19 protein-coding genes are annotated in these 20,838 nt (G+C 55.9%); 11 read left to right on the top strand and 8 right to left on the bottom strand.

Annotated elements, in window-relative coordinates; translation table 11 throughout:
* Window positions 1-76 precede the first annotated feature (76 nt).
* From scmD to scmF, 3 genes are read left to right on the top strand one after another with little or no spacing between them, the layout of a single operon-like run.
* A complete protein-coding gene (gene scmD, locus M0P74_06600; GenBank protein ID MCK9363254.1) occupies window positions 77-472 on the top strand; it encodes a SynChlorMet cassette protein ScmD in 396 nt (131 codons plus the stop codon).
* Window positions 469-1,599: a SynChlorMet cassette radical SAM/SPASM protein ScmE gene (gene scmE, locus M0P74_06595; GenBank protein MCK9363253.1), complete on the top strand. Its 1,131-nt coding sequence runs from the start codon at window positions 469-471 to the stop codon at window positions 1,597-1,599. Before scmD ends, scmE begins: the two co-directional genes overlap by 4 nt.
* A complete protein-coding gene (gene scmF / locus M0P74_06590) occupies window positions 1,599-2,729 on the top strand; it encodes a SynChlorMet cassette radical SAM/SPASM protein ScmF (protein MCK9363252.1) in 1,131 nt (376 codons plus the stop codon). The genes scmE and scmF overlap by 1 nt, the downstream gene beginning before the upstream one ends.
* A gap of 4 nt (window positions 2,730-2,733) precedes the next feature.
* On the opposite strand, the gene M0P74_06585 is transcribed toward scmF, so the two are convergent.
* Complete coding sequence (locus M0P74_06585) at window positions 2,734-4,242, bottom strand: AMP-binding protein (GenBank protein ID MCK9363251.1); 1,509 nt, start codon at window positions 4,240-4,242, stop codon at window positions 2,734-2,736.
* Between the two features lie 377 nt (window positions 4,243-4,619).
* Here M0P74_06585 and M0P74_06580 point away from each other — a divergent pair, with 377 nt between their 5' ends.
* The 3 genes from M0P74_06580 to M0P74_06570 all read left to right on the top strand — a co-directional run bounded on the left by M0P74_06580 (window position 4,620) and on the right by M0P74_06570 (window position 8,431).
* Entirely contained in the window at window positions 4,620-6,446 is a 1,827-nt protein-coding gene (locus M0P74_06580) for an acyl-CoA dehydrogenase (protein MCK9363250.1), read from the top strand.
* Between the two features lie 83 nt (window positions 6,447-6,529).
* Window positions 6,530-7,408, top strand: a complete 879-nt coding sequence (lsrF, locus tag M0P74_06575; protein MCK9363249.1) for a 3-hydroxy-5-phosphonooxypentane-2,4-dione thiolase — start codon at window positions 6,530-6,532, stop codon at window positions 7,406-7,408.
* A gap of 6 nt (window positions 7,409-7,414) precedes the next feature.
* A complete protein-coding gene (locus tag M0P74_06570; protein ID MCK9363248.1) occupies window positions 7,415-8,431 on the top strand; it encodes an alcohol dehydrogenase catalytic domain-containing protein in 1,017 nt (338 codons plus the stop codon).
* Window positions 8,432-8,652: 221 nt separating this feature from the next.
* On the opposite strand, the gene M0P74_06565 is transcribed toward M0P74_06570, so the two are convergent.
* Together M0P74_06565 and M0P74_06560 are read right to left on the bottom strand one after the other, a co-directional pair.
* A complete protein-coding gene (locus M0P74_06565) occupies window positions 8,653-8,997 on the bottom strand; it encodes a hypothetical protein (protein ID MCK9363247.1) in 345 nt (114 codons plus the stop codon).
* A gap of 90 nt (window positions 8,998-9,087) precedes the next feature.
* Complete coding sequence (locus M0P74_06560; protein MCK9363246.1) at window positions 9,088-10,770, bottom strand: dynamin family protein; 1,683 nt, start codon at window positions 10,768-10,770, stop codon at window positions 9,088-9,090.
* A gap of 537 nt (window positions 10,771-11,307) precedes the next feature.
* Here M0P74_06560 and M0P74_06555 point away from each other — a divergent pair.
* Both M0P74_06555 and M0P74_06550 read left to right on the top strand, forming a co-directional pair.
* A complete protein-coding gene (locus M0P74_06555; GenBank protein ID MCK9363245.1) occupies window positions 11,308-12,522 on the top strand; it encodes an ammonium transporter in 1,215 nt (404 codons plus the stop codon).
* A gap of 53 nt (window positions 12,523-12,575) precedes the next feature.
* Window positions 12,576-12,968 carry a P-II family nitrogen regulator gene (locus M0P74_06550; protein ID MCK9363244.1) on the top strand — a complete coding sequence of 131 codons (393 nt, stop codon included), beginning with the start codon at window positions 12,576-12,578 and terminating at the stop codon, window positions 12,966-12,968.
* A gap of 43 nt (window positions 12,969-13,011) precedes the next feature.
* Here M0P74_06550 and M0P74_06545 read toward each other — a convergent pair whose 3' ends face one another.
* The 4 genes from M0P74_06545 to M0P74_06530 form a co-directional block, all read right to left on the bottom strand.
* Entirely contained in the window at window positions 13,012-13,683 is a 672-nt protein-coding gene (locus M0P74_06545; protein MCK9363243.1) for a transglutaminase family protein, read from the bottom strand.
* A gap of 183 nt (window positions 13,684-13,866) precedes the next feature.
* On the bottom strand, window positions 13,867-14,868 hold the full coding sequence (locus M0P74_06540; protein ID MCK9363242.1) for a hypothetical protein: 1,002 nt from the start codon (window positions 14,866-14,868) through the stop codon (window positions 13,867-13,869).
* A 31-nt stretch (window positions 14,869-14,899) separates the two neighbouring features.
* Window positions 14,900-15,478 carry a DJ-1/PfpI family protein gene (locus M0P74_06535; protein MCK9363241.1) on the bottom strand — a complete coding sequence of 193 codons (579 nt, stop codon included), beginning with the start codon at window positions 15,476-15,478 and terminating at the stop codon, window positions 14,900-14,902.
* A 221-nt stretch (window positions 15,479-15,699) separates the two neighbouring features.
* Window positions 15,700-15,966 (bottom strand): hypothetical protein, encoded by a 267-nt coding sequence (locus M0P74_06530; protein ID MCK9363240.1) that lies wholly within the window; start codon window positions 15,964-15,966, stop codon window positions 15,700-15,702.
* A gap of 281 nt (window positions 15,967-16,247) precedes the next feature.
* On the opposite strand from M0P74_06530, the gene pyk reads away from it, so the two are divergent.
* Complete coding sequence (gene pyk, locus M0P74_06525) at window positions 16,248-17,684, top strand: pyruvate kinase (protein MCK9363239.1); 1,437 nt, start codon at window positions 16,248-16,250, stop codon at window positions 17,682-17,684.
* Here pyk and M0P74_06520 read toward each other — a convergent pair.
* A complete protein-coding gene (locus M0P74_06520) occupies window positions 17,677-18,219 on the bottom strand; it encodes a DUF362 domain-containing protein (protein ID MCK9363238.1) in 543 nt (180 codons plus the stop codon). The genes pyk and M0P74_06520 overlap by 8 nt on opposite strands.
* Window positions 18,220-18,446: 227 nt before the next feature.
* On the opposite strand from M0P74_06520, the gene chrA reads away from it, so the two are divergent.
* Both chrA and M0P74_06510 read left to right on the top strand, forming a co-directional pair.
* Window positions 18,447-19,601, top strand: a complete 1,155-nt coding sequence (gene chrA, locus M0P74_06515; protein ID MCK9363237.1) for a chromate efflux transporter — start codon at window positions 18,447-18,449, stop codon at window positions 19,599-19,601.
* Window positions 19,602-19,889: 288 nt separating this feature from the next.
* The gene (locus M0P74_06510; protein ID MCK9363236.1) at window positions 19,890-20,828 is read left to right on the top strand and encodes a MoxR family ATPase; all 939 of its coding nucleotides are present in this window, start codon (window positions 19,890-19,892) and stop codon (window positions 20,826-20,828) included.
* The last annotated feature ends 10 nt before the right edge of the window (window positions 20,829-20,838 follow it).

The following is a 20,838-nucleotide window of genomic DNA, read 5'->3' as shown; positions in this document are numbered from 1 at the left end:
GGCGCCTTTTTTACAAGGGACCCAATACAGAACGGCAAAATAGAACTTGCTTTTTTCCGGAGGTCAATATAGCAAATTGCCGAAAGAAAAAGAACTGAAAATTTTACATCAAATGAAACTTGCCGTCCCGCCTTTTAAAAAGACGGGGAACAAGCCGGATACGGAGAAATTACTGGTGAGTGAATACTCTGACATAAAAATGACAGCCAACCCTTTGATCGTCCTCAGAGAGGAGTTTGACGATTGGGCGCTGCTGTTTAATCCCGACACAGGCAATACCTTTACGCTGAACCCTTTGGGGGTTTTCATCTGGAAACTGCTTGACGGCAAGCAGACCTTGGCGACAATAACAGAAGCAGTCAGGGAAGCGGCTGAGGACGTGCCGGCTGAGGTGGAAAGTCAGGTAGAAGAGTTTGTCCGGGAAATTGTCAGACTTGGCCTCGCCGCCGGGGACGGAGAAATCGCGACATGACGCGCTCCCTGATGAAAACGCCCCGCTCTGTTGATATCGAGATCACCAATGGTTGCAACCTGCGCTGCACCTATTGCAGCCATTTCTCGGCGCCTGGAGACGTTGGCCGGGATCTGCCGATAGACGAGTGGCGCCGTTTTTTTGCGGAGCTTAAGCGTTGCGCGGTAATGAATGTCACCCTTTCCGGTGGCGAGCCTTTTTATCGGCAGGATCTTAAGGAAATAATCGCCTCGATCGTGGAAAACCGGATGCGCTTTGCGATTCTCAGCAACGGCACCCTGATCACCCCGGAGATGGCAGCTTTTCTCGCCGCGACCGGCCGCTGCAACTCCGTCCAGGTTTCCATTGACGGCGCGCTTGACATTACCCATGACGCCTTTCGGGGCGAGGGGAATTTTGTCAAGGCCTTAGGCGGGATCAGAACATTACAGAGGTTCAATCTGCCGGTAACGGTGCGCGTCACGATCCACCGTAAAAATGTCCACGAACTGGAAGCAATCGCCTCACTGCTCCTTGAAGAGATTGGCCTGCCCTCTTTTTCAACCAACGCCGCCTCGTATATGGGCCTCTGTCGGAAAAATACCGAACAGACGCAATTGACTGTCGCCGAACGCTCGCTCGCGATGGAAACGCTGCTTGGCCTCATCGATAAATATGGCAACCGCATCAGCGCCGCCGCCGGCCCTCTTGCCGACGCGCGCATGTGGGCCGAGATGAAGGAGGCCAGCCGTGAGGGAAAGCCGCGGATGGCAGGAAGGGGATTGCTGACCGGTTGCGGATGCCCGTCTCAGAGTCTTTCAGTGCGGGCGGACGGGGCGTATGTTCCGTGCTCACAGTTGGGCCATATAGTTTTGGGGCAGATCAATCGCGATGATCTCTGCGACCTCTGGCAGAATCATCCGGCCTTGAGGGCATTAAGAAACCGCAGACTCATTCCCCTTGCCTCGTTTGCATTCTGTCAAGACTGCCCTTACCAGGACTATTGCACCGGCAACTGCCCGGCCCTTTCCTACAATCTGACCGGCGAGGTCAATCGCCCGAGTCCGGACGCCTGCCTGCGCCTTTTTGAGCAGCAGGGGGGACTTCTGCCGGAGCGGCGCCTTCCTCAAGAGTCGGAGACCGTTTAATGACCAATATATCGCCCGATATAAAGCCATATTACCCGCTGCGACAGCTCTATTTTTATCTGACCAGCGACTGCAATCTGCGTTGCCGCCATTGCTGGATAGAACCGCATTACCTTGCGGAAGCCAAGGCATCGTCCTATTTGGACCCGGTTTTATTCTCGAAGATTCTCGATGAGGCTGGGCCGCTGGGGATAAATGGGGTAAAATTCACCGGCGGGGAACCGCTGCTTCATCCCCAGATAGGCGCTTTGCTTGCTTCCGTGCAAAAACGGGGATTGCGCCTGGTCGTGGAAACGAACGGCATCTTGTGCTCTGCCGAAATTGCCGAACAAATATCTTCGGTGGGAAACGCCTTTGTCTCGGTCAGCATCGACTCGCCCGATCCCGAGGTTCACGAATGGCTCAGGGGTAAAAAGGGATGCTTTGACGAGACCATAGCCGGCGTCCAAAACCTGGTCAGGGTGGGGCTGCATCCCCAGATCATCATGACGATTATGCGGAGAAATAAGGATCAGCTCGAACCGCTGGTCCGCATGGCGGAGTCGCTCGGCGCGGGCTCCGTCAAATTCAACGTCCTCCAACCGACGGCGCGGGGCGAGCGGATGTTTGCCTCCGGGGAAACGATTGATATCGCGGAGCTGATCACGCTCGGCAAATGGGTGGACGAAGAGTTGTCCAAGACGACAAGCCTTAGCTTATACTACGACCACCCGCCGGCCTTTCGCTCTATGCGAAGAATGTTCAACGCCAGAACCGGCGACGGCTGCCACACCTGCGGGATATCAGGCATTCTGGGGGTGCTTGCCAGCGGCGCCTACGCCCTCTGCGGCATCGGCGAGACCGTTTTGGAACTTGTCTTCGGCAACGCAGGTAAGGACTCACTTAAAGAGGTATGGGAAAATTCCCCGGTGCTGAAGGATATCCGCGCCGGACTTCCCTCGCGATTTCAGGGGATCTGCGCAGAATGCCTTCTCAAAAACGTCTGCCTCGGAAGCTGCATCGCGCAGAATTACTATAGAGACCATGATCTCTGGGCGCCGCACTGGTACTGCGCAGAAGCCTATAAGCAGGGGCTTTTCCCTGTCACGCGGCTGCGGGGGATCGAAAATCTCCCGCAGCGAGAACTATGAATCGCTATCCGTAGAGTTCCTTTACCTTGCTCCGGTCGATGGAGCCGTCTTCCTTCTTCGGCAGAGACTCAACAAACTCCACATAATTCGGCTTTTTATAACGGGCGATCCGGGCGGCGACAAAATCGATTAGTTCCTGTTTCATCAGCTTGACGCCCGGCTTTAGCGCGCAGACCGCCTTAATCCCCTCCCCGAATTTCGGATCGGGCACGCCGATGACGGAAACCTCAAGCACGTCGGGATGTTCGAGGACAACCTTCTCCACCTCGATCGGGTAAACATTCTCGCCGCCCGGCTTGATTAGCTCTTTTTCCGCCTTGCGGCCGGCAAACCAGAGAAATCCTTCCGCATCGAGGCGCCCCAGATCGCCGGTATGGTGCCACCCTTCCCGGAACGTAAGCGCCGTAAGCTCCTCTTCGCCCCAGTAGCCCAGAAAGACCAGCGGTCCCCGAACCAGTATCTCTCCCACCTTTCCTGTTGCGACGGGACGGTCGAATTCATCGGCAATCATGACATCGGATAACAACCCCGGTCGTCCGGCGGATCCCGGTTTGTCGGCGTTTCTGGCCAGACAGGTAATCCCCATCGTTTCCGTCTGCCCGTAGATCATCCAGAAGTTACCAGTGCCCAAATCCTCGAAACGCTTGATGGTCTCCGGGCGCTCCAGCCCATAGACATTCTTCAGCGAGGCAAGCGTGCAGTGGCCGGCATCTCGGGCATCGAGCAACTGGCCCAAGATTGGCGGAAAATCGCCGATTATGGTCACCTGTTTCTTGTCAATAAACTTGCCGCATTCCACCGGATCGTACTTCGGCACGATCAAGTTGACCCCGCCCGCATGCATAGTCGTGAACGCCGCAATCAGACCGCCAATGTGAAACAGGGGCAGAATGTTCAGGTAAACATCGCTGTGCGAAAGGCCTATCGCGGCCATGCTCTGCAGTCCGCCGTAAATCATGTTGCCGTGGCTGAGAACCGCCCCGCGCGGTTTTCCCTGCACCGCCGCGGTGTGGATGATGACAAACGGATCATCGCCGCTCACGTCCGCAGCCGGCGCGGGGCCGCATTCCAAAAGGGCCGAAAAGGGGGTGAAGCCGTTATTGACTGACGCATTCATGCTCACCCAGGTTTTCACTTCGGGGTAACCAGCCTTGATGCTGCTAATCGTTTCATGATATTCGGGATCGACAAATACCGCCATCGGTTTTGTATTTTCAAGATTGTACCCAATTTCTTCAACGGAGAGGCGGAAATTGATCGGCACCAAAATCGCCCCGGATGAGGCGATCGCTCCCGCCAAGACGAGAAACTCCGGGCAGTTCTTGCTCAGGACGGCCACCCGGTCGCCCTTCTTTATTCCCGCTTGAGCAAACCACCCCGCCGCCCGATCAACCATGGCCAGCAATTCGCCGAACGTTATTTTCCGCTCCTCAAAAACAACCGCCGGCTTGTTCTGAAAAAAGCCGGCATTCCTTCTGAAAACATCATAAACGGTAAAGTCCTTCAGTCCCATAGCTCCACTCCTTATCTTTGTTTATGTCAGCCAGCGTTTTCGCCAATCACCCCCAACCGTCCATTCTCCGTGCCTTCAAGGTTTAGGGCTATTAACCTTCGGTTTGTGAACATTAACCTTCGGTTTCCGGTATTTGCCGGAAGGACAAAGGGGACTTTATTAACTGTACGTAAATGGTGTGAAACACTTTACTGCGAAATGGCAGCTCGGAGGGAGCAATAGCACTGCCTGAACAAATGTGTCAAGAAGAAAACCTCCTCTACCTTCTCACGCGGGCGCCACAAACGGCTTGCCCAGCGTCGGGCGCCGTGTTAATAAACAAATGACATATGGTCCGTAATGTCTGATCTTATCTCTCAAGGAGGCGAAATTCCATCATGGCCGAAAAATTCATCAGCCTCAGAAATCTGCATTTTTTGCTGTATGAGGTGTTCGACGCGGTTGCCCTGACAAAATACCCGTATTTTGAAGATCATGGCAAAGAAACCTTCGACATGGTTGTTGATACGGCCATGCGAATGGGCAAGGAGATGCTTTTCCCGGCGTTTAGCGAGATGGACAAGCAACCGCCGGAATTCAGGGACGGAAAGGTTTTTGTCCATCCACTGGCCGCGCAGATCATGAAGGCCTGCGGCGAGGGGGGCTGGATAGGAGCGCAGGCTTCGTATGAAATGGGCGGCCAGCAGATCCCGAGCATGATCATGACCGCCTTCCGGGGAATCTTTGGCGCTGCGAACTACTCGGCTTCCGTCTATCCGTTTCTCACGACCGGCGCCGCCGGACTGATCGCCTCTTTCGGTTCTCCAGAACTGCTTAAAACTTATGTCCCGAAGATGTTTGCGGGTGAGTGGCAGGGAACAATGGCGCTGACAGAGCCGCAGGCCGGATCCTCCCTGACGGATATCGCGACCACTGCCTTTCCGACCACAGAGGGCTTCTATAAAATAAAAGGGCAGAAAATCTTTATCTCCTGCTCCGAGTACGAATCGACGGAAAACATCGTTCACCTGCTCCTCGGCCGGATCGAGGGGGCGCCTCCCGGCGTGAAGGGGGTTTCGCTCTTCGTCGTCCCCAAACTGAGACCGGAGGCGGATGGAGGTCTGGCCGCCAACGATGTGGCCTGCATCGGCATCTATCACAAGCTCGGCTACCGGGGCGCCCCGATCACCCAGCTTGCCTTCGGCGATAATGAAGACTGCCGCGGCTGGCTGGTCGGCGAACCCAACCGGGGGCTCTCGTGCATGTTCCAGATGATGAACGAGGCCCGAATCGACGTGGGCATGGGCGCGGCGGCGATTGCTTCGGCAGCCTACTACGCGGCGCTCGAATATGCCCGTCAGAGGCCGCAAGGCCGCCCGGTGCAGGCGAAAGATCCGCTGACGCCGCAATCGCCGATCATCGAACATGCCGATGTAAAAAGGATGCTCCTCTTCCAGCGCGCCGTTGTCGAGGGGTCGCTCTCCCTTATTTTTCAGTGTTCCCAGTACGTAGATTTGTCCGCTGTCACCGCAGGGGAAGAAAAAGAACATTACGAACTGCTCCTCGATCTGCTCACCCCGATCGCCAAGAGCTATCCGGCGGAGATGGGCATCCTCTCGGTCAGCCAGGGGCTCCAGTGCCTCGGTGGGTATGGATACTGCGATGAGTTTCCGCTGGAGCAGTACTGCCGCGACGTCCGGATCCACCCGATCCACGAGGGAACGACCGGCATTCAGGGGATGGACCTGCTGGGACGCAAGGTGATAATGAAAAACGGCAAGGCGTTTAAGTTGTTTCTGGCCGAACTGGAAAAGACAATCGCCGCCGGCAAGGCTGTTCCCGAAAGCGAAGCTTCATGTTTACAATGCGAAAAATGCGCCGTTTCCCTTGCCGAAGCAGTCGAAATTCTTAAAGAAATTACTATGTCTTTGTCAGGCATAGCGCTGCAAGGCAAAATCGAGCTGTTTCTGGCCGATGCCACCCTCTATCTTGAGCTCTTCGGCATCGTCACGATCGCCTGGCAGTGGCTCTTGCAGGGGCTGAAGGCAACCGAGGCGCTCGGCAGGGCAACCACGGAGGAGGAGGCTAATTTCTACCGGGGCAAGCTGCAAACGTGCCGCTACTTTTTTGCCTATGAACTCCCGAAGGTAAAGGGCATCGCCCCCCGCCTGCGGGAAAGCGCGGACGGTCTCACCGTGCACATGAAACCGGAGTGGTTCGAGTAGCATTCTCGGGAGAGAAAACTGAATCAATCCCCGCGACCCCTGCAGGAAGTGGGCGTTTCATTTCAAAAATAAGGAGAGGCACTATGCCCGATATCGACGATTTAAAAGAGGCCGAGAAATTTGGCTTGAACACCCCCCAGTCCACCGAGGGATTTTTTCTGAAGGGGGCTAATTCTCTGGGTTGGGGAATGAAAAATCGCCTGGCCCGCATTTTCAATCCCCAAAGCGGCCGCACCGTGATGCTTGCCATCGACCACGGTTATTTTCAAGGCCCCACCTCCGGGCTCGAGCGCATCGACCTTGGCATTGTTCCCCTCGCCCCTTACGCAGACACGCTGATGCTGACCCGGGGAATTCTGCGCACGGTCATTCCGCCCTCCTTATCGCAATCCATTGTGCTGCGCGCATCCGGCGGCGCCAGCATTTTAAAGGAGCTGTCCAACGAGGAGATCGCGATGGACATTGAGGACGCGATTCGCCTCAACGCCTGCGCCCTGGCCGTGCAGGTGTTCATCGGCGGCGAGTTTGAGCGCCAATCCATTATCAACATGACGAAGCTGGTGGACGCCGGCACGCGGTACGGCATTCCCACGCTGGCCGTGACCGCAGTGGGCAAAGACATGGCGCGGGATGCCCGGTATTTCAGGCTTGCGTGCCGTATCTGCGCTGAGCTGGGCGCGCAGTACGTGAAGACATACTATGTGGAACAGGGGTTTGAGACGGTCACTGCTTCCTGTCCGGTACCCATCGTCATGGCAGGCGGGAAGAAGATTCCCGAACTCGACGCCCTGACCATGGCGTATAAAGCCGTGCAGCAGGGCGCCGCCGGCGTGGATATGGGCCGCAACATCTTCCAGTCCGACGATGCGGTGGCGATGATTCAGGCGGTAAGAGCCGTGGTGCACGAAAACGAGACGCCCGAAAAGGCCTTCGCGCTCTACCGCTCGCTCAAGAATCGGTGAAGCGTGATGCAAGTTGCCATCTGGCACAACAACTCGGACATTCGGATTCAAGCAGTGGATACGCCTGCGCCCGGGCCCGAAGAGATGCTCGTCAAGGTCCATGCCTGCGGCATCTGCGGCAGCGATATTGTCGAATGGTACAGGCTGCCGCGCGCCCCCCTGGCGCCGGGACACGAAATCGGCGCCGAAGTGGTCCGAGTCGGCAGCTTGCAGACGAAATTCCAGGTGGGCGATCGCGTCTTCATCGCGCCCAAAGTGCCCTGCCTTAAGTGCGACTATTGCAGGGCCGGGAAATATCCGCTCTGCACCGAGGTACAGGAGCGCCTGCCGGGAGGATTTGCCGAGTACATCCTCGTCCCCAAGGTCTTGATCGAGCGCGGCGCCTATCTGCTGCCGGAGTGCCTCTCCTTTGAGGAAAGCACCTTCATCGAGCCTCTCGCCTGTGTGTGCCATGCACAAAGGCTTGCGGGCATTGAGCAGCGCCACACGGTCATGGTCATGGGATGCGGCATGTCCGGGCTTTTGCACGTCAAGCTCGCCAAAGCCAGGGGATGTCGAGTAATTGCAACGGACATCAATCCAAAGAAACTTGCCCTTGCCTCGCAAAACGGCGCGGATATCGCGCTGCTCGCGAACGGCGATGTTCCCGGGGAAGTCGTCAGGCAGAACGGTAAAAAAGCCGATGTCGTCATTGTCTGCGCGTCGCCTCTGTCGGTCATAAACCAGGCATGGGCATCAGTGGACAAAGGGGGAGCGGTCGCGTTCTTCGCCGTGCCGAGCCCGGAAAAACAGGTAACGATTCCCCTGAACGACTTTTGGAGGAAAGAGATACGGATTTTAACCTCATATTATTGCGGCCCGCCCGATATCGCGCACGCCATGTCTCTGCTCGCAAGCCGCACCGTGGAAATCGGGGACATGATCACCCACCGCCTGCCCCTTTCGCGTATTCAGGAAGGATTTCAGCTTGTTCTGTCCGGCGAGGATTCCCTCAAGGTGATAATCCGGCCGCACGACCTCTGAGTGCCAGCTTGTCGGCGCCAGCGACAGACGGAGGCGCTAACGACGGCGCGTTCCTTGCCGATAAGTATCCGGTCCATGCAGTGCCTCCTCGACAATAAGAAAAATTTCAAAAATAACGGTAACTATTCAGCGCGACCATAAATTTCGCGCCCTCATCAGATGCCCGCCCCCTTCCTTCAAGGATGAGGGCGGGGCCGCCTGGGTTCATCCCGCTTGACTTTTCAGACGACGTACATAGGCTTATTTTCGCTAAGCCGCAGCCAGCCTTTGATTATGCGGTAAATAATCCAGATGCCGTCGGCGACAAGCGCAAACCATCCGACAACGATCAGCATGGTGATTCCTCCCAGCACGCCCCACAGCAGCCCGAACCAGAAGGTGCGAATCTGCCAGCGAAAATGACTTTCCAGAAATGTTCCGACCATATCATCCTTCTTGACGTAGTTGATCACGATCGCAAAGATGGCGGTGATGCCGGCCAGAAAAAACGCAGCATACAGCGCATAAATGATTGTCGTAAGGGTTTTTGCCGACCTCTCTCTTTCTGTGATCACCGTAGTTTCCATTGATTCTCCCTTCTGTAAGCGGCAACGCTAACTCGTCCAAGCTCCGCAGCCGCCCAAGGCCGTGCAGAAGCCATCCTGTTCGGCTATACTTCAATCAAAAACCGCGCCCGCCAGTTGCTCAACAAGCTGCGCCTCTGCGACAAGCGGAGTCAAGCGGTCATCGGCTGCATTGAGGGCTGCCACCGGTTCGTGCAAGCGTTGCTCAATTTCCACAAAAAGCTTCCCGAAGATCAAGGCAATCTCCTTATCCAGGCGATCCCGGAACTCCTGGCGCGACTGTTCCAGTTTCTGCGAGAAATCCTTAACGATGCTTGACCGTTTCCAGAGCAATGTCACAGCGATGAGACCGGCGCCAACCAGCGCCAGGATGCCGCCGGTGATGTCAAGCACCACCAGTTGAGTGGCAAACGCAATGACTGCGCCCAGCGCCGCGATCCCTCCGCCGGCCAGGGATAGCGTTCCTATGTCAGACCCCTGAATCCCCTTATCGCCAACAATGTCTGCGATGCGCAGGTCTTGAAGCTGCTGCTGCAGGCGCAAGAGAATCTCGGCGCGGTCGGAATGCCGGGCCGAAAAACTCTCGCTTACGGTATTGCGGCGATGGGCAATTGCCTCAGTCAACTCGCTGAACATCGTCATCATCTCATCAGAAATGTCCTTCGACACTCGCGCGGACTCGGCGTCAATCTCCTGCTTCGACACACTTTCAAAGTTGGCATGAAGCTCTTTGAGCCATGTCTTGACATCCTTGTCCCGGACAAACGGAATAGCCCGGCGCAAGATCGTTCCCACTCTTAAGCCTTCAGCGAAGTCGCGTTCCAAGCCGGTGGCAAGCCGGTCGTAGGAGACGCACAGGCTATCGACGGCCAAGCGTCTGAGTGCATTAGCCTTTTCGCGACGCGCTTCCACCCGGGCGATTAAATTCGCGTAAAAAATCCGGTCATCGGCAACAGCGGCTTGTTCCTTCCGCAGACGCGCCAGCAGGCTGCCGACAATTTTGCCGGCCGTGTCCCGCGCCGCTTCGGCCTTCATCTGCCAGACATCCCCCGTCTCAACGGCGCTTTGCAGGAACTGCCGAAATTCTGCAAAACCACTATCCGATGCGCCTTCAGCTTCCCGCTTGGCCGAAACAGTGAAAACCACTGGATTCTGTATGTTTCTCTCACGCGCATACTGCTGCACCCGCTCTTTGTTGGTAGCGAGTTCCCGCTGCGTTGCAAGGTCGGCTTGCTGCAAAATAAAAACTATCTTCCGGCGCCAGTCCTTCCGAACAAGTTCCAGGAAATCCCAGGCGGTAGCGGTATGGGGATTCTTTGCCGGAAAGACAAACAAGACAAGATCGCTTTTTGGTATGTATTTCTCTGTAATGGTCTGATGATTGCGAATAATCGAATTTGTCCCCGGTGTATCGACAATGGATATTTCCTTGAGGACCTCTTTCGGCAGACTGACCTTTTCCCAATGATCTCCGAGGATCGTCGTTGATCGCTCTTCCCCGTAAACCAGCTCCTGGATGCCGGCCGTGCATGGTTCAGGCGCAACCTCGCAGATCTCTTCGCCAAGCAGCGCATTCACAAAGCTGCTCTTGCCAGCCTTCACCTCCCCGACTATGACGAAAAGCGCAGCGGACTGAAGATGGGAAATTTGTTCGAAGAGAAACTGGGATGACTCCGCGTCCGAGCACTTTTCTGTCAGGGCTAAACACCTCTGGAGTAAATCGCGTATCGAAGCAAACTGTTTGTTCTGCTTAAGGCTCAATACCCGCGGCGCCATTGCTCTCCTCCGTATTGTATCATCGCGCTGACGCCGTGCTCAATCATGCGTGCAAGCAGTCAACTTGTCTGGTCAAGCCGCCGCCCCTGCCAGGTTGCCGGCAGCGGCAGATCTAACTAAAATTATCTAATGATTTCATTAATATCTGTTGCGTCTCCGGCCGTTTTTTTAGAGGCGATTGCAGCTTGCGCAAGATAAGCCTCTGGATTGAACCTGCGTGTACCGTACGCGTAAAAATTGAACACCTTTCCGGGACTTTGTCAATAACTTTAATGAAAATTGGCTGCGTTTTCAATCAGGGAAATCCCGGAAGACTTTCTGAGGCCTTCGCCAGATGTTCTTTCCCCCATTTTATCTTAATACAATTATGTACTGCTGCCTTAATCAGTGACAATTTCGTCCCAATAATATGTCAGCGTAAATCTTATCTATCTAATAATGCAAGTAATTTATATTTGGCAAGATATTTGCTATGTTTGCAGTAATTGGCATTAATCACTACGTCTTAAGGAAAGGTAACGAATTATGGTCAATCCAATCAACAGCGGCGACACGGCCTGGCTCTTGGTCTGCTGCTCCCTGGTCTTGCTGATGACGCCGGCGCTCGCGCTCTTTTACGGGGGCATGGTCCGGCGCAAGAATGTCCTTTCCACGTTAACCTTGAGCTACACCTTTATGGCCCTTATCGGCATCCAATGGATATTGTACGGCTACTCCCTTTCCTTCGGCCAGGACATCCAGGGGCTCATCGGCGGGCTTAATTTTACCGGCTTCAGCGGCGTTGGCGCTTTGCCCAATGCCGACTACAGCAAGACCATTCCCCATGGTCTTTTCGCCGCCTTTCAAATGATGTTCGCGGTCATCACGCCGGCGCTGATTACAGGCGCCTTTGTGGAAAGGGTGAAATTCATCAGTTTTCTGATTTTCAGCCTGCTGTGGGCCACACTGGTCTATGACCCTCTGTGCCACTGGGTCTGGGGGCAGGGCGGCTGGCTCCGGGAAATGGGCGTTCTGGATTTTGCCGGCGGGACGGTGGTGCATATTGCGGCCGGTTTTTCCGCCCTTGCCTTTGCCCTTGTCATCGGCCCGCGCAAGGGATTCGGGAAGTCCCCCATGGAACCGAACAACATCCCCCTTACGGTGATCGGCGCCGGGTTATTATGGGTGGGATGGTTCGGCTTTAATGCCGGCAGCGCCCTGGCTGCCGATGGCGTCGCGGTTAATGCGCTCCTCGCCACCAACACCTCCGGCGCGGCCGCCGGGCTGGTCTGGATGCTGCTCTCCTGGCTGGACGGCCGTCCCAGCACCCTGGGCATCGCCACCGGCATGGTAGTCGGATTGGCGGCAGTAACGCCCGCTTCCGGTTTTGTCACGCCGCTTGCTGCTATGTTGATCGGCGCCGTAGCAGCGCCAATTTCCTATTATGCCATGCGCTTCCGGGAAAAGAGAAGATGGGACGAGTCGCTGGATGTCTGGGCCTGCCACGGCGTGGGCAGCACCTGGGGAATGATCGCCACTGGCCTGTTTGCGACAACAGCAGTGAACGCCGCCGGCGGAAACGGTTTCTTCTTCGGCAACCCCGGACAGCTCAGCATTCAGATTATTGGCATAGTGGCGACTGCCGCCTTTAGTTTTGGCGTTACCTATGCGCTGGCCAAACTGCTCAATGCGAGCATCGGGCTGCGGGTAACGGCAGCGGAAGAAGAGGTAGGCCTGGATATCAGCTCGCACGGGGAGCGTTCCTATTCATAAGACAAGCCGGCTCGAAGAGGAGCTTCCTCAATAAATATTTAGGGAGAGCAGAAATGTTAAAAAAAATCGAGGCTATCATCCGAGAAGACAAGATTACGGATGTCAAGGACGCCTTAACTGAAATCGGCATCGTCGGGATGAACATGTTCGAAATTCGCGGGCATGGCCGGCAGGGCGGCATCAAGCTCGCGGGACGGTCCGGAACTTATCAGGTGGACATGTTGCCGAAGATTCAACTCAACATCGTTGTCAGCGAGCGCAATTTGGAGGACACCATCGCCGCCATCCTGAAATCCGCCTATACCGGCGAACCGGGAGACGGACTCATCTTCATCTCCCCGGTGGAGGAGATAATCCGCATCCGCACCAAGGAACGCGGTCAAGAAGCGGTTATGTATCCCGGCGACATCGACGAGAAAAAAGGGGTGGGCCGGTTTAAGGGTTAAAGGCATGAAGTAAAAAGAGGCCGGATTTATTTTGCTTTTTTTTTCAGAAGCCGCCGGTCTCCTGCGCTACGTCGCTTTCGAAGTCGGCTTGATCCCCGAAAGAATCCTTTAAATATTCACGGCGGAATGTTTCGGCAATCTGCTCAAGCGGGGCCTCGGCAAATTCACCGCGATACTTCAGGTACTCCATGTGCCTCCGCCCTTCCATATCGAACGGGTGATAAATCGAATCGCTGCGCCCGTCGAAATCAAGGGGTTTCAGCCGAAACCGCTGGCAAAGTTCGATATTGAAGGCGGGCGTGGCCTTGATCCAACCTCCATCCAGGAAAATAGAGGTGTACCCGTGCCACAAAAAGACGTCGGTCTTCATCTGGTCGCGCAAACGCTGGGTGGTCAGGTGATTCCGTACATCGGCAAATCCTAGCCGGGCGGGAATTCCCGTGGTACGGCAACAGGCTGCCAGCAGAATCGCCTTGGCCACGCACCAGCCGCGGCCGCTTTTCAATGTAGCGCTGGCACGGATTCCTTCGATCGACAGGTCAATGGAGTAAGGATCGTAGCGGATGCCGTCCCTGACGGCATAATAGAGGCTGACCGCCTGTTCGCGGTGATCTGCCGAATCGCCGGCATGTCCTTTTGCAAAGGCGGCAACCGCTTTGTCGTCATGGTCAATGGTCGCTGAAGGCTGTAGATACTGCTGCATTTCTGATTCCATAAACTTCTCCTTATACGAGGGACAGCTTTAATTTTTGGTCATTGCGGGAAGGCCATAGGCCGAATCAATCCCGTAAGTATTCGATAAACCATCAGATTGCTTCGCAGCTTCGCTTGTCGCAATGACACGAAGGGCAGAGGGAGTTCTCCGAGCTTGAATCATCGTTTCTCCCCCACTGGCCAGTCACGAGGCAATTGCCGGCAGGAGAGAGGCGAGGCCGGGGAAAAGCGCCCGTTCTTCCTGCCATTCATAAATCAGGACGGCAATATTCAGCCGCTTCAATTTGTCAATCAGCGAAGACTTCGGCAACCGGGGAAGAGCCAATATCAGCAGCGGATTGTCGGTTAGACTCAGGCCGCTCAGCAGAAGCTGCGTCGCCGCGGCGTGAATCTCCGCAAGAGTCGTTTCCGTCCGAATCTGAAAGACCGCCCGGATCCGGCCGGCCTGGTTCATCACCGCCAAATCCCGGTTCCCGTCGTTTCCCACCCTCAGACCGGCCTGCATCATGATTTTGGCCAGATCCCGGACGACGAGGCCGTGGTCGCATTCGGCGCCGGTCTCCCTCTCCTGCTCGCGGTAGCGGGCGCCGAGCAGCTCTTCATGGAGACGAAATTCGCCAAAGAGCAGCTCGGCCTGCGCAGAGCTGGCGGCGGCAGTCTCCTTGATTTGGGCAATCTTTTGGACGAACTCGGCGATATGTCTGGCAAAACGAGGCGATTGCAGAATCCCGATGACGGCGACCGGCGTCTCCTCGCCCCCGTCATCCAAGACCTCCCAGGTTCCCCGGTAGCTGCTTGTGAAGAGCGATTTCCCGATCCCCTTTCTGCCGCCGCCCAACTTGCCCCGGTGGACAACGAAGAGGCGGCCGGTGCGATCCTGGGCAAAGGCGCCGCCCATCCTTCTGTCAACGCCGCGGAGGGGGAAATTTATCTCGCAGGTAATCGCAATGGCGCTTCCAGGCTCCGGGCGGCCGCTCCCGAATCCATTCCAGTAGCGGCTGTCGGCAATCTTGCGGGAGAAGTGCCAGATGCCGAGGTCCTCCGACCAGACAACCTTCGCCTGCTCGCTCGCCCCCGGATGGCCGAGCCGCACGGGAATCTTGGCGGACGCAAATGGCCGGAAACTCCTCACAAAATGTCCCTGGCAACGCTTGATCGCCGCCTCGTCGGTAATGACCTTCAGCATATAAAGAGGGACAGAGCCCCTATTGTTTTGACTATAACTCGATCTTCGCGCCCATCAGCTTCAGGAACTGGGCAAGCCAATCGGGATGGGCCGGCCAGGCGGGGGCCGAAACAAGGTTGCCTTCCGTCACCGCCTTGTCAACGGGTATCTGCATATATTCCCCGCCGGAGCTTACGACATCGGGACCCACTGCCGGGTAGGCCGTTGATTTACGTCCCTTCAGCACGCCGGCCGCCGCCAGCACCTGCGCGCCATGGCAAATAACCGCAACGGGCTTGTTGGTCGTAAAGAAATAGCGAGTAATTTCCAGCACGCGCGGGTTTAGGCGGATATATTCGGGCGCGCGCCCACCGGGGATAACCAGGGCGTCGTATTCAACCTCTTTGATTTCGCTGAAGGTCTTGTTCAGGCCAAAGTTGTGACCGCGCTTTTCGCTGTAAGTCTGGTCGCCTTCAAAGTCGTGAACGGCAGTCCGTATCACGTCGCCCGCGGCCTTGTCCGGGCAGGCGGCCTCAACGGTGTAGCCGACCGCGGCCAGCGCCTGGAACGGAACCATGACTTCGTAGTCCTCTACGTAGTCGCCAACCAAAAACAGAATTTTCTTTGCCATAGCGATTTCTCCTCCTTATTTTATTGTATTTACGCTTGTTTCGAAGAGGTATATACCCAAAGTCGTTCTATGCGCAAATATATTTATAACATTGCCTGCGGCGGACAGCAGCGACCTTGTTATAGTGCTGTAATGCCTTGCACTGCGTCCGGACGTGCATCAGCACGCAAGAGGCTTGGTGAAGCGCTAACCGCCCGTGGCTAAGGAGTGGCTGCTTATGGTTAAAGCAAACCCTCCAGGACTGACCTGTCGGCGCTGAAATATACCTCTTCCCCGATTCGCACCACCGGCCGGCGGACCAGCCGTGGCTCCTTCAGCATCAAAGCGATAAGTTCTTCAGGGCCAAGGCTATCCCGATTCACGCCCAGCTTCTTGAAGGAGGGGCTGCGGAAGTTGAACATCTCCGCCGCCGGCTTTTCCCCCAACAGTTCCACTATTTCTGCCCGGCTGAAAGGGTTCTTGAAAAAATCGCGGTCATTGATTTCCACCTGCTTTTGCGAAAGAAACTCCTTCGCCTTGCGACAGGTGGTTCAGCGTGCCCAGCAATAAAAATTAATTTTTATCGTCATCCTTCCTTTCTCCCGCTTGAAGTTATTGTGACAAAACAGCGTGAACGGCGACTGCGTACGGCCTTGACACCTTATACACCAAATGTTAGTCTTATCGCCACGGAAAACATCGATCTGCAGCACGTTCGGTTGTCCCGAAAACCCCATTATCGTCATCGCAACGAAATGCCGCCAGGGGCAGCGAATAAACAGGAGGGAAAATGGCAGAAATTGCAGCAAAATTCTCCAAGACTAAAATTATCGCGACGTTAGGACCGGCCACCGGGAATGCGGCAACAATCCGTCAATTGATCCGGGCGGGGATTGACGCTGTGCGTCTGAACATGTCGCATGGCAGCGGTGACTTTTTTGAAGTTGTTTTTGACGCCCTGCATAAAGCCTGCACCGAGGAAAACACCCCGCTTGCGATTCTCGTTGATCTGCAGGGGCCGAAGATCAGAGTCGGCGAAATTACGGAACCGGGCATATTCCTGCAAACTGGTGAGCTGATTGAAATAACGACTAACAATCTCCTCGGAACAAAGGAGATGATCTCCACGTCCTACCAGCCACTCGTCCAGGATGCCGCAATTGGGGACAGGATTTTAATCAATGACGGTCTTATTCAGTTGACTATAATCGAAAAGAAGGGCGAGGGCGTCATCTGTAGAATCGATGCCGGGGGCCTCGTTACCTCGAAAAAGGGGATGAACCTGCCGGGGATGAATTTATCGACCCCGTCCCTCACCGACAAAGACTTCCGGGATCTCGAGTTTGCGCTGCAGCACAGGGTTGATTACATCGCCCTGTCTTTCGTCAGAAGCGCCGCCGACGTCACACAACTGAAAGACTGGCTCAGCGACCGGGGCGAAGACATCCCGGTTATTGCCAAGATAGAAAAACGGGAAGCCGTTGAAAACCTCGACGCCATCATCGCCGCCGCCGACGGGATCATGATCGCGCGGGGCGACCTGGGCGTGGAGCTGCCGCCTCAGGATGTGCCGGTACTGCAGAAAATCATCATTCAAAAATGCAACGCCGCCGGCAAATTGGTCATAACTGCGACGCAGATGCTCGAATCGATGATTCACTCCCCGGTTCCCACCCGTGCGGAGGCCTCCGATGTTGCAAATGCCGTCTGGGACGGCAGCGATGCCGTGATGCTGAGCGGAGAAACCTCGGTCGGCGCATTCCCGGTCGACGTCGTTCGAATCATGAGGGACATTGTCCTCAATGCGGAGATGCATGCCGAAGACCGGAGGAATATCACGTACCTTTCGCCTTCCGATCTCCAGGAAAAACTGTTTGACTCGATCGGGCATTCCATAGTGGAAATGAGCGGCCAGATCGATGCCCAGGCGATTGTAGTCTTTACCTTCGCGGGAAGAACCGCCAGAATTATCTCCAAGTACAGGCCCTATGCCCGCATAATTGCGATATCCAACAGTTTTGAAACCATGAACCGCCTGTGTCTCCGCTGGGGGGTAAACTCTGTTTTTCGCGACCAGTTTGACAAGGAACACCTCGCCATAGAGGAGGCAAAGGAATTACTGCTAAACCGCGGCCTGATCAAAAAAGGCGACCTCGTCATCTTTGCCGCCGGCGCGCCCTCTTCGGAAAAAAGCAGAACCAGTTGGACAAGGTTTGAAGTCATGTAAAAAAGGGCGGCGCGGGAGGTTTATAAAAACCCTTGCGGCCTTTCGGGAAGCGGATTTTCGCCGGGCGCACCTTCCCCTGCGGTATTCGTATCTCGCGGAAGAATTGCCGCTCCTGCAGCGCCAGGACGTGGACGCTGGGGAGAGAACGGCACGCATCCCGAATCCCTGTCCGGTCAAGGCAGAGCTCCGCCCTTTGCAGCGTATGATCCAGTACCAACACCTCCCTGGCCCCGGCAGCGACACAGGCCTGCGCCACCGCCGCGATAACCTGGGGGTGGGTTGTTGCGGCCAAATCGGGCGTTTTGGCAAACGACATGTTTGGTTTGATCACCACGCGCTGCCCTTTTTGGACGAAACGCCCGATTCCTCCCAAAACCGCCAGCGCCTTCTTCGCTGCTGCGGCTGGCTCGCCGGAAATCACCGCGAGCTCCACCTCCCCGGCGGCAGGCAGGAAAGTGGGATATCCAGTCAACCCAAGCGCCACGCCGGCTGCAGTGGTCAGAATAAATTGCCTTCTTGAAAGATCTCCTTGCAATGGTTTCGCCCTCTTCTCCGCTATGATTTGTCTTCATACAATATATCCCGTGAGAAATTCAAGGCGCCGGATGAGGGAGACGCCCCAGGAAAATCTTGACGCAGTTTTGGAAGTATGCTCTTTATTTATCGAAACAAGGGAAAATCAGACCAGCAGAGCGCGCCCTTGAGCTTGTCTTGGGGGCAGGAAGATCCCGGGGCAGAAAAAAGAGTAATGGGGAGAGTTTTATGATTAAGACACCAACGCTCGGCGATATTTTTTTGTCCTTTTTCCGGTTGGGATTGACGGCTTTTGGCGGTCCTGCCATGCTTGCCGAAATCCGGAAGATGGCCGTGGAGGGAAAAGAATGGCTCACCGAGGAATCTTTCCGCGAAGGTGCGGGGCTTTGCCAGATGATTCCGGGGGCGACGGCCATGCAGGCGGCTGCTTATGTCGGCTTGCGTTCGCGGGGGATTGGGGGAGCCGCCGCTTCGTTTGTCGGCTTTGGCCTTCCCGCCTTCATCCTGATGCTGATCCTCTCAGCCCTCTATGCCCGCGCGCACGCTTTGCCAGCCGTCGTTTCGGCGTTCAGCGGCCTCCAGGCGGTGGTCGTGGCCATCGTCGCCCATGCGGCCTTAACATTCGGAAAAACCTGGCTGAACGACTGGAAAGGGGCGCTGGTTGCATTGGCCGCAGCCATAATGTTCGGCTTCGGCGTCCATCCCATTGGTGTCATTCTCCTGTCCGGGCTATTTGGGCTTGGGTTTTATTATCGCCAGACCTTCCCGACCAAGGCGACATTTGACGGCCAGAACTCCTTCTCCCCGAAGCCCCTGGCCTGGATACTCCTCGTTGCGGTAGTGGCCTTAATCCTGCTCTATCTGTTTAAGAGAGAATTATTCACGCTGGCATTCCTGATGGCAAAGATTGACCTGTTCGCCTTCGGGGGCGGCTTTTCCTCGGTTCCCTTGATGTTCAACGAGGTGGTGTCCGTCCATGGCTGGATGGACACCAGGACCTTTCTGGATGGAATCGCCCTCGGACAGATCACGCCGGGACCCATTGTCATCACTGCCACCTTCATCGGCTATATGAAGTACGGGCTGGAAGGCGGCATCATTGCCACCGCCGCCATCTTCCTGCCTTCCTTCGTAATCATCGCCGGAATGGTTCCCTACTACGATCGGCTCCGGAAATCTCCCTGGTTCAGCCGGGCTCTGCACGGCATCCTGTTTTCTTTTGTGGGGCTGCTCCTTTCCGTAACGATTCGCTTCGGCCTGAAGGTCCCCTGGGATGCGATTCGCATTCTCATCGCCGGTGGGACGTTTGCCGCACTATTCTTCAAGGTCAATCTGCTCTATCCGGTACTTGCCGGCATAGCAGCGTCGCTGCTGTTCTTGTAATATAAAACCTTCTGTGATTACCGGGCATGAGAAGCGGAATGCGTCTCTTATGCCCGGCAGGGCCGTGAGCCTCTTCCTTTCGGGCAAACATTAAATCATTGACAAGCAGGAAAATATTCTTGACAGAGAGGGCCGACTCCCCTAACGTGGCGACGCTTGAAAAAAGCCCCGGTAGAGGAACCCGAAGGTCGGAGTAAAGCCTTGCCGGGAGGCTATACCGGACCTGGTAGCGCAGCCTTAAACAGGTTGCCAGTCAGGGGAGAAAACAACGCGGCGAGAGGTGCAACGGTGAATTTCGATCTGTGTAAGCGAATAATTGAAAATGTATCCCTTGTGACTGTTGGAAAAGAACGTTCCCTCGAGTTCCTGCTGGTCGCCCTGCTGGCCGAAGGGCATGTGTTGATAGAGGACATTCCGGGTCTGGGAAAAACATTGATCGCCAAGTCCCTGGCCAAAAGCATCGGCGCCTCTTTCCAGCGGGTGCAGTTCACCCCGGATCTGCTGCCAGGCGACATCACCGGGTTCAATGTTTACAATCAGGAAACGGGGCACTTCACCTTTCAGCCGGGCCCGGTCATGACCCACGTGCTTCTGGCCGACGAGATCAACCGCACCATCCCCCGAACTCAGTCTAGCCTTTTAGAAAGCATGGAGGAACGGCAGGTTACGGTGGATGGAAAAACATACAGCCTGCCTAATCCTTTTTTTGTCATGGCTACGCAAAATCCGATCGAACTCGAAGGAACCTTTCCCCTGCCCGAGGCGCAGCTTGACCGTTTCCTGCTGCGCATACGGCTTGGTTATCCCGATCCGCAGGAGGAAATCGCCATCCTGGAGCGTTTTCGGGAGAAAGATCCCCTCAAGGAGCTGGAACCGGTGGCGACTCCCGAACAGATCGCCGGGTTGCAGGAAGCCCGGCGACACATCCGCGTCTCCCTGCCTGTGAAGGAATACCTAACCGCCATTGTCAATGCGACCCGCCACAGTTCTGCTTTGCGACTCGGGGCGAGCCCGCGGGGCTCCCTTGGTCTTATGAGAGCCGGCCAAGCCCTGGCGGCGCTGCGCGGTCGGGACTATGTGCTTCCCGATGACATAAAGTCATTGGCGGCGCCTGTCCTTGCGCACCGTCTGATTCTCAAGGAAGAAGAGCGGCTGCAGGGGGAGATCCAGGAGCGGCTTCTCGAAGAGATCGTCAGCCGGATACCCGTGCCTGCCCCCGGTGTGTAAGCAATGACGA

This window comes from Syntrophales bacterium (assembly GCA_023229765.1).
GTDB lineage: Bacteria > Desulfobacterota > Syntrophia > Syntrophales > UBA5619 > DYTH01.
Note: the sequence above shows the minus strand (reverse complement) of the source record. Positions and strands in the feature narration are given on the sequence as shown.

What these genes read in the sequence shown, in the direction of transcription:
- M0P74_06545 (MCK9363243.1), bottom strand. Translation starts at nt 13,683, where the DNA reads ATGGAATCAGAAATGCAGCAGTATCTACAGCCTTCAGCGACCATTGAC.
- scmF (MCK9363252.1), top strand. Translation starts at nt 1,599, where the DNA reads ATGACCAATATATCGCCCGATATAAAGCCATATTACCCGCTGCGACAG.
- M0P74_06560 (MCK9363246.1), bottom strand. Translation starts at nt 10,770, where the DNA reads ATGGCGCCGCGGGTATTGAGCCTTAAGCAGAACAAACAGTTTGCTTCG.
- M0P74_06540 (MCK9363242.1), bottom strand. Translation starts at nt 14,868, where the DNA reads ATGCTGAAGGTCATTACCGACGAGGCGGCGATCAAGCGTTGCCAGGGA.
- M0P74_06585 (MCK9363251.1), bottom strand. Translation starts at nt 4,242, where the DNA reads ATGGGACTGAAGGACTTTACCGTTTATGATGTTTTCAGAAGGAATGCC.
- M0P74_06565 (MCK9363247.1), bottom strand. Translation starts at nt 8,997, where the DNA reads ATGGAAACTACGGTGATCACAGAAAGAGAGAGGTCGGCAAAAACCCTT.
- M0P74_06550 (MCK9363244.1), top strand. Translation starts at nt 12,576, where the DNA reads ATGTTAAAAAAAATCGAGGCTATCATCCGAGAAGACAAGATTACGGAT.
- M0P74_06535 (MCK9363241.1), bottom strand. Translation starts at nt 15,478, where the DNA reads ATGGCAAAGAAAATTCTGTTTTTGGTTGGCGACTACGTAGAGGACTAC.
- lsrF (MCK9363249.1), top strand. Translation starts at nt 6,530, where the DNA reads ATGCCCGATATCGACGATTTAAAAGAGGCCGAGAAATTTGGCTTGAAC.
- scmE (MCK9363253.1), top strand. Translation starts at nt 469, where the DNA reads ATGACGCGCTCCCTGATGAAAACGCCCCGCTCTGTTGATATCGAGATC.
- M0P74_06570 (MCK9363248.1), top strand. Translation starts at nt 7,415, where the DNA reads ATGCAAGTTGCCATCTGGCACAACAACTCGGACATTCGGATTCAAGCA.
- pyk (MCK9363239.1), top strand. Translation starts at nt 16,248, where the DNA reads ATGGCAGAAATTGCAGCAAAATTCTCCAAGACTAAAATTATCGCGACG.
- chrA (MCK9363237.1), top strand. Translation starts at nt 18,447, where the DNA reads ATGATTAAGACACCAACGCTCGGCGATATTTTTTTGTCCTTTTTCCGG.
- M0P74_06580 (MCK9363250.1), top strand. Translation starts at nt 4,620, where the DNA reads ATGGCCGAAAAATTCATCAGCCTCAGAAATCTGCATTTTTTGCTGTAT.